General features: G+C 70.8%; 5 protein-coding genes. 1 reads left to right on the top strand and 4 read right to left on the bottom strand.

Annotated elements, in window-relative coordinates:
* Window positions 1-78: 78 nt before the first annotated feature.
* The 4 genes from ABZ172_RS29850 to ABZ172_RS29835 form a co-directional block, all read right to left on the bottom strand.
* Entirely contained in the window at window positions 79-2,175 is a 2,097-nt protein-coding gene (locus ABZ172_RS29850; protein ID WP_356888455.1) for a beta-galactosidase, read from the bottom strand.
* Between the two features lie 91 nt (window positions 2,176-2,266).
* Window positions 2,267-3,607, bottom strand: coding sequence for an extracellular solute-binding protein (locus ABZ172_RS29845; protein ID WP_356888453.1), 1,341 nt, complete (start codon window positions 3,605-3,607; stop codon window positions 2,267-2,269).
* 160 nt (window positions 3,608-3,767) lie between these two features.
* Window positions 3,768-4,709 (bottom strand): carbohydrate ABC transporter permease, encoded by a 942-nt coding sequence (locus tag ABZ172_RS29840; RefSeq protein ID WP_356888451.1) that lies wholly within the window; start codon window positions 4,707-4,709, stop codon window positions 3,768-3,770.
* Between the two features lie 3 nt (window positions 4,710-4,712).
* Complete coding sequence (locus ABZ172_RS29835) at window positions 4,713-5,633, bottom strand: sugar ABC transporter permease (RefSeq protein WP_356888449.1); 921 nt, start codon at window positions 5,631-5,633, stop codon at window positions 4,713-4,715.
* A gap of 486 nt (window positions 5,634-6,119) precedes the next feature.
* Here ABZ172_RS29835 and ABZ172_RS29830 point away from each other — a divergent pair, with 486 nt between their 5' ends.
* Window positions 6,120-7,106, top strand: coding sequence for a LacI family DNA-binding transcriptional regulator (locus ABZ172_RS29830; RefSeq protein ID WP_356888447.1), 987 nt, complete (start codon window positions 6,120-6,122; stop codon window positions 7,104-7,106).
* The last annotated feature ends 276 nt before the right edge of the window (window positions 7,107-7,382 follow it).

Here is a 7,382-nt window from a genome sequence, read left to right as displayed (position 1 = left end):
GGTTCCGGGCCCCCGCCGTCCCGGCGGGCCCCCGGGGGCCGGGGGGGACGGATCCGTCCCCCCGGGCCCCGGTGCGCGTCAGGCCGCTCGTCCCGGTCGGGCGGCGGTGTGCGGGAAGGGCGAGGTGCCCGCCGCCGCCCGGAGCACCGCGACCCCGCGGGAGGGCAGGACCAGGCCGCCCCCGGCGGCCGGCGCGGGACCGGAGAGGACCTCGGCGGCCACCGCGTCGAAGGTGACGGGCTCGTCCGTGCGGTTGACGAGGAACCAGTAGGCCTGCGCGCCGTCGGTCCGTACGGTCAGCTCCACCAGCCCCCGTACCGCGGCGGGCAGTTCGCTGTGCACGCCGGCGGCGGACAGCAGCGGCCCCAGCACGTCGGGCAGTCCCTGGCTGCCCAGCCGGGTGGAGACGTACGCCGCCGAGCCGCCGCCCTCCAGGGTGCGCCGGGTGACGGCGGGGCGTCCCTCCTGGTCCCCGCTCGCGTAGCGTGCGAGCACCTCGGCCTCGGGGTCGGTGAGGTCGATCCGGTCGGTCCACAGCGTGCCGGTCAGACCGTTGTCGAGGCGGACCTCCTCGTCCTCCAGCAGGGGGCCGAACTCCTCGATGCGGATGCCCAGCAGGTCGCGCAGCGCTCCCGGGTACCCGCCGAGGTGGACGTGGTCGTTCTCGTCGACGACACCCGAGTAGTAGGTGGTGGCGAGGTGGCCGCCGGCCCGTACACGGGCGTCCAGCCGGCCGGCCAGGTCCAGCGGGACGACGTTCAGGAGGGGGGCCGCGACGAAGTCGTAGCCCGTGAGGTCGGCCGCGGTCGTCACGACGTCCACCCGGACGCCGAGGGCCAGGAAGGCCGAGTACCAGTCGAGCGCCTCCTGCCGGTAGCTGAGCAGCGAGGACGGCTGGGAGTCGCGTTCCACGGCCCACCAGGACTCCCAGTCGTACACCAGGGCCGCGCGGGCGGGCTCCCGGACGGATCCGGTGACCGGGGTGAGCGTCTCCAGGGTGCGGCCGAGCGCCGTCACCGCGCGGAACACCGCGCTGTCCGGCCCGGCGTGGGGCACCATCGCGGAGTGGTGCTTCTCGGCGCCCGCGGCGGACTGGCGCCACTGGAAGAAGCAGACCGCGTCCGCTCCGTGGGCGACGTGGACGAGCGAGTCACGGGCGAGCTCGCCCTCCCGCTTGGGGACGTTGACGGGCTGCCAGTTGACCGCGCTCGTGGAGTGCTCCATCAGGAACCAGGGCTTGCCCAGGGCGATGGAGTGGGTGAGGGCGGCGGAGAAGGACAGCTCGTCCAGGCGCTGCGGGCCGGGGTGGGCGTAGTGGTCGTTGGAGACGAAGTCGATCTCCTGCGCCCAGTCCGGGTAGTTCATGCCCTGGGTGCCGCCCATCACCATGAAGTTCGTGGTGGCGGGGATGTCGGGGGTGATCCGGCGCAGGACCTCGCGTTCGGCGCGGAGGTAGTCCTTCAGCGCGTCCGAGGAGAAGCGCTTGAAGTCGAGCTGCTGGGTCGGGTTGGCGTGGCTGGCGGCCAGCCGCGGCGGCTGGATCTGCGCCCAGTCCCCGTAGTACTGCGACCAGAAGGAGGTCGCCCAGGCCCGGTTGAGCTCGTCCAGGGTGCCGTAGCGGGCGCGCAGCCAGTCCCGGAAGGCCTGGGCGGCGTCGTCGGAGTAGTCGTAGATGTTGTGGCAGCCAAGCTCGTTGGAGATGTGCCAGGCGACCACGGCGGGGTGGTCGGCGTAGCGGGTGGCCATGGCCTCGACCAGCTTCAGCGCGTATCTGCGGAAGACGGGTGAGGTGGGCCGCCAGTGCTGTCGCGCGCCCTGGGACAGGGTCTCCCCGGTGCGGGTGACCGGCAGGATCTCCGGGTGCAGGGTGGTGAGCCAGGGCGGCGGCGAGGCGGTGGCGGTGGCGAGGTCGACCCCGATCCCGCCGGCGTGGAGCAGGTCGAGGACTTCGTCCAGCCAGTCGAAGTCCCAGCGGTCCTCGGCCGGTTGCAGGCGCGCCCAGGAGAAGATGGCGACGGAGACGACGGTGACGCCGGCCTCGCGCATCAGCCGGACGTCTTCCTTCCACACCTCGCGGGGCCACTGCTCCGGGTTGTAGTCGGCCCCGTAGGCGAAGCTCGCCGGGCGGTCGTCGGAGGGCGGGCGCAGCCAGTGGCGCGCGGAGGCGGGGGTCATGATGATCCTTTCGGACACGGGGTACACGTACGGCGCGGGGCGGCTGCCCGTCGAGCGGGCTGCCGCCCCGCGCCGGGTCAGGGCAGGGACGTCACTTGTTGACGCTGAAGCCCTGGTCGTCGCCGTAGGTGACGGCGGCCTTCTCCCACTGCTTCAGCCCGTCGGCCAGCTTGGTGTCGGAGACGTAGGCCTTGCCGACGGAGTCGTTGAAGACGGAGTTCGCGTAGACCTGGAAGGGCAGGTAGGACCAGCCTTCGGGGACCTGGGTGGCGGACCGGGCGAAGATCACGTTCGCCTTCTGGCCGCCGAAGTACGGGAAGGGGGTGTCGAGGAACGTCCGGGACGAGAGGTCGGCCGTGGTGGCGGGGAAGGCGCCGGCCGCGATGCGGGCCTGGACGCCGTCCGAGTGGTTCGCGTACTCGTTGAACGCGTACGCGAGGTCCTTGTTCTTGCCGGCCGCCATCACCGCGAGGGAGCTGCCGCCGTTCTCGGAGCTGACCTCGCCGCCCTTCTTCCACTGCGGGAGGGCGGCCGCGCGCCAGTCGCCGGAGGCGGACTCGACGCCGGACTCGAAGTTGGCGGGCATCCAGGCGCCGGTGGAGAGGGTGGCGATGGTGCCGTCAGCCAGGCCCTTGTACCACTCGTCGCTCCAGTTCTCGATGGGCGCGAGGAGCTTCTCGTCGAGGAGCTTCTGCCAGACCTCGGTGAAGGCGGTGACGCCCTTGTCGGCGGTCAGGTCGATCGTGACGTCGGTGCCGTCGGTCTTGAAGGGGGTGCCGCCGGCCTGCCAGATCATGCTGGTCGTGAAGCCCGCGTCACCGGTGTCGTTGGCTATGTAGGCCTTCGGGTCCGCGGCGTGCAGGGCGCGGGCCGCCTCCAGGTACTCGTCCCAGGTGGTGGGGACGGCGATCTGGTGCTTGTCCAGGACCTTCTTGTTGTAGAAGAGCGCCATCGGGCCGGAGTCCATGGGCAGGGCGTACACCGCGTCGTCGACGGTGACGGAGTTCCACGGGCCCGGCGAGTAGTCGTCCTTGAACTCGCCCGCGCCGTAACGGCTGAGGTCCTCGAGGGACTTGCCGAGGGCGAACTGGCCCAGGGCGTAGTACTCGACCTGCGCGACGTCCGGGACACCGGAACCGGCCTGGACGGCGTTCTGCAGGGCGGTGTACTGGTCGTTGCCGGTACCGGCGTTGACCAGCTTGACCTTGACCTTCGGGTACTCCTTCTGGAAGTCGCTGACCACCTGCTTCAGCGTCGGCTCCCACGCCCACACGGTGAGGGAACCGCCCTCCTTGAGGGCCGCACGGAGTTCGCTTCCGCGCACGGTCTTGTCCGATGCGGCCTCGTCCGAGGACCCGCACGCGGTGAGGCTCAGCGCGGCCGCGCACAGAAGGCCGACGCCACGCATCGCGCGTCTGGTCATGGTTCTCATAATGGCTCTACTCCGTTGTGGTGTGGGTGGTGCACGAACCCTGGTACGTCCGCACGGGGGTGCGGCGTCGGTGCGGGGTGGTACGCCGCGCCGAACGAGGACCGGGGGAATCCGGTTCCGGGGCGCGGAGATCGGGTGGCCGGTGCGGCCGGGGGGCGGATCACCCCTTGACGCTGCCCGCCGCAAGTCCGGACTGCCAGTAGCGCTGGAGCAGCAGGAAGGCGATGATCAAGGGCACGATGGTGAGCAGGGAACCCGTGATGACCAGGTTGAAGACCGGCTGGCCGCCTGCTGTGGAGGCCTGCTGGTTCCAGGCGTTGAGTCCCAGGGTCAGCGGATACCAGTCGGGGTCCTTGATCATGATCAGGGGCAGGAAGTAGTTGTTCCACGTCTGCACCATGGTGAACAGCAGCACCGTCACGATACCCGGGGTCAGCAGCGGGAGTGCGACCTGGAAGAAGGTGCGCAGTTCGCTGGACCCGTCCACCCGGGCGGCTTCCAGGAGTTCGGTGGGGATGGCCTCGGCGGCGAACACCCACATGAGGTAGAGCCCGAACGGTGAGATCAGGGACGGGATGATGACGGACCAGGGGGTGTTGGTGAGGCCCATCGTGCTGAACATGAGGAAGGTGGGGACGGCCAGGGCGGTCGCGGGGACGGCGACCGCCCCGATGACGGTGGCGAAGACGGCCCGCTTGCCCGTGAAGTCGAACTTGGCCAGGCCGTAGCCCCCGAGGACCGCGAGGAACGTGGCACCGCCGGCGCCCACGACCACGTACAGCAGGGTGTTGAGGAACCAGCGGACGAAGATGCCGTCGTCGTAGGTCAGGGTCTGCGTGATGTTGTCCCAGAGGGCGAAGTCACCGCTGAACCAGAGGCCGAAGGAGTCGAGGAGACCCTTCTGCGTCTTGGTGGCGTTGATGACGAGCCAGGCCAGCGGCATGAGCGCGTAGACCGCGGTCAGCCCCATGAGGACGGTGAGCAGCGTGCTGCGCTGCGGGCGGCCGGGTGAGTGGCGCCGGCGCGCGGCGCGGCGGGGTGCCGGCGCGCGGTGGGTGGTTCGGCGGGGTTTCTGCCGGGCGGTGACGGAGGGGGCGCTCATCACTCACGCCTCCTTTCGCATGCCGCGCAGCTGGACCGCGTAGGCGATGATCATCGTGACGACTCCCATGATGAGGGAGACCGTGGCCGCGTAGTTCTGCTGCCGTCCGGAGAAGGACAGCGTGAAGGTGTAGAGGTTGGGCGTGAAGTAGGTCGTGATCGCGTTCGGCGCCAGGCTCTGCAGGATGCTGGGCTCGTTGAACAGCTGGAAGCTGCCGATCACCGAGAAGATCGTCGCGATCACGAGGGCGCCGCGGATCGCGGGGATCTTCACCGCGGTGATGATCCGCCACTCCCCCGCCCCGTCGATCTCCGCCGCCTCGTAGAGGGACTTGGGCACGACGCGCAGTGCGGAGTAGAAGATCAGCATGTTGTAGCCGATGAACTCCCAGGTGACGATGTTGCCGATGCTCGTGAGCACCAGGGAGGGCGAGAGCGGGTCGGGCAGCGACACCCCGAGGGCGTCGTTGATGTTCCCGACGAGCCCGAAGCGCGTGCCGTAGATGAAGCCCCACATCAGGGTGGCGACGACGGCGGGCACGGCGTACGGCAGGAAGACGGCTATCCGGAAGAAGCTCTTCCCGTAGAGCCGTCCGCTGTCCAGGGCCAGGGCGATGAGCAGGGCGAGCCCCAGCATCACGGGCACCTGCACCACGAGGAAGAGGGCCACCCGGCCGACGGCGTCCCAGAACTGCTCGTCCTCGAAGGCGCGTCGGAAGTTGTCCAGGCCGACGAACGAGGTGCCGCCGATCAACTGGTCCCGGAAGAAGCTCAGATAGAGCGAGTAGGCGATCGGGGCGAGGAACACGAGGGCGAACACCGCCATGAACGGGCCGACGAACACCCAGCCCGTCCGCCCGCGCCGGCTGCGGAGGCCTCCCGCCGGTGGGCGGCGTCCGGTGGTGATCGGCGTAACGGCCGTCATGGGTACTCCTGTTGATCCGGCGTTGAGCATGGCCCCGGCCGGATGGAGACACCGGACATCGTGGAGGCGCTGTGCTTGAGAAGGCCGATGTTTACGTAAACATCCATCGGTGGGAGGATGTTCACACGGTCTCCTCCCCACGGTCAAGGCGGGATCCCCGTTCACCCGGACGGGTTTCAGGATATTCCCCCTCATCGGACGGTCGTCTGGTAGCGCCGATCACCACGACCGGCCCCTCGGTCGGTGCCGGCTGTCCGGCAGTGGTACAAATGCCCTGGCCCGAGCCCCGGTGCCGCACGACGCGAGCAGGACGCGAAGCAGCGACGGGCGGTCACCCGCCGGGCCACTCCCAGACGCACGCGGTGGAGGACGACCCGCGGCCGGAAGAGCACTCCCTCACGGTGAAAGGCTCACGCGACGACGAAGGCGGGACAGGTGCAGGCACAGGAACGAGGCACGGACAGACCCCCGCGCAAGGAGGCCTCCATGGCGGACGTCGCGCGTCTGGCCGGGGTCTCCTCGCAGACCGTCTCCCGGGTCTCCAACGGGCACCCGATGGTGTCCGGAGACACCCGCGAACGCGTTCTGGCCGCCATGAAGGAGCTCAACTACCGCCCCAACAGCGCCGCGCGAGCCCTCAAGAGCGGCAAGTTCCGCACCCTGGGCGTCATCCTGTTCACCCTCGCCACGACGGGGAACGTCCGCACGCTGGAGGCCATTTCGGCCTCCGCGGCCGACGAGGGGTACGCCATCACCCTGCTGCCGGTCGCCACCCCCACCAGCACCGGGGTCCAGGGAGCCGTCACCGTGCTCGGCGAGCAGGTGGTGGACGGCATCATAGTGATCATGGAAGTGCGGCTGCTGGACGCCGCGATCTCGCTGCCGCCCCACACCCATGTCGTGGTGGCCGACTCGGACGCGGGCGACCGCTACAGCGTCGTGGACACCGACCAGTCCGGGGGCGCCAGGGCGGCCGTGCGGCACCTGCTCGACCTCGGTCACCGCACCGTGGTGCACGTGGCCGGTCCGGCGGAGTCGTTCGCCGCGCAGCGCCGCGCCCATGCCTGGCAGCAGACCCTGGAGGAGGCGGGCTGCCCGGTGCCGCCCCCGGTGGGCGGCGACTGGTCGGCCGCCTCGGGGTACGCGGCGGGGCTCCGGCTTGCGGCCGACCCGGCCTGCACCGCGGTCTTCGCCGCCAACGACCAGATGGCACTGGGCGTCCTGCGCGCGCTGCACGAGAAGGGCAGGCGGGTGCCCGAGGACGTGAGCGTGGTGGGGTTCGACGACATCGCCGACTCCGCGTCGTTCCTCCCGCCGCTCACCACCGTCCACCAGGACTTCGCCGAGATCGGCCGGCTCTGTGTGGACGGGCTGCTGCGGCAGATCCGCGACGAGACGACGGAGCGCGGCACCACGCTCGTCCCGACCCGCCTGGTGGTCCGGGCCAGCACGGCCCCGCCGCCCCGGGGGTGAGGACGCCGCCTCCGGCGGTGCCGCACCGCGCCGGGCGCCACCGGCGGGGCGGTCAACGAGCCACCGCCGGGCGGGCGGGCGGGGGCCGGAAGCCCCGTCGCTCGACCCGCGCCCGGGGCTTCACGTGCCGGCTCGCACCGGTGGGTCGAGCGCACGGCCTGTTCCGCACTCGCCGTCCGAGCGCGCCGCGGCCCGCGCCACGGGCAGACGCCCGGACCGCAGGGTGCTGTGGTCGGCCAGTGCCGACGGGGCCGCGTACGTGAGCCGGGGCGGCAG

It is taken from the genome of Streptomyces sp. NPDC006296, assembly GCF_040613235.1.
Taxonomy (GTDB): domain Bacteria; phylum Actinomycetota; class Actinomycetes; order Streptomycetales; family Streptomycetaceae; genus Streptomyces.
Note: the sequence above shows the minus strand (reverse complement) of the source record. Positions and strands in the feature narration are given on the sequence as shown.

What these genes read in the sequence shown, in the direction of transcription:
- ABZ172_RS29850 (WP_356888455.1), bottom strand. Translation starts at nt 2,175, where the DNA reads ATGACCCCCGCCTCCGCGCGCCACTGGCTGCGCCCGCCCTCCGACGAC.
- ABZ172_RS29845 (WP_356888453.1), bottom strand. Translation starts at nt 3,607, where the DNA reads ATGAGAACCATGACCAGACGCGCGATGCGTGGCGTCGGCCTTCTGTGC.
- ABZ172_RS29840 (WP_356888451.1), bottom strand. Translation starts at nt 4,709, where the DNA reads ATGAGCGCCCCCTCCGTCACCGCCCGGCAGAAACCCCGCCGAACCACC.
- ABZ172_RS29835 (WP_356888449.1), bottom strand. Translation starts at nt 5,633, where the DNA reads ATGACGGCCGTTACGCCGATCACCACCGGACGCCGCCCACCGGCGGGA.
- ABZ172_RS29830 (WP_356888447.1), top strand. Translation starts at nt 6,120, where the DNA reads ATGGCGGACGTCGCGCGTCTGGCCGGGGTCTCCTCGCAGACCGTCTCC.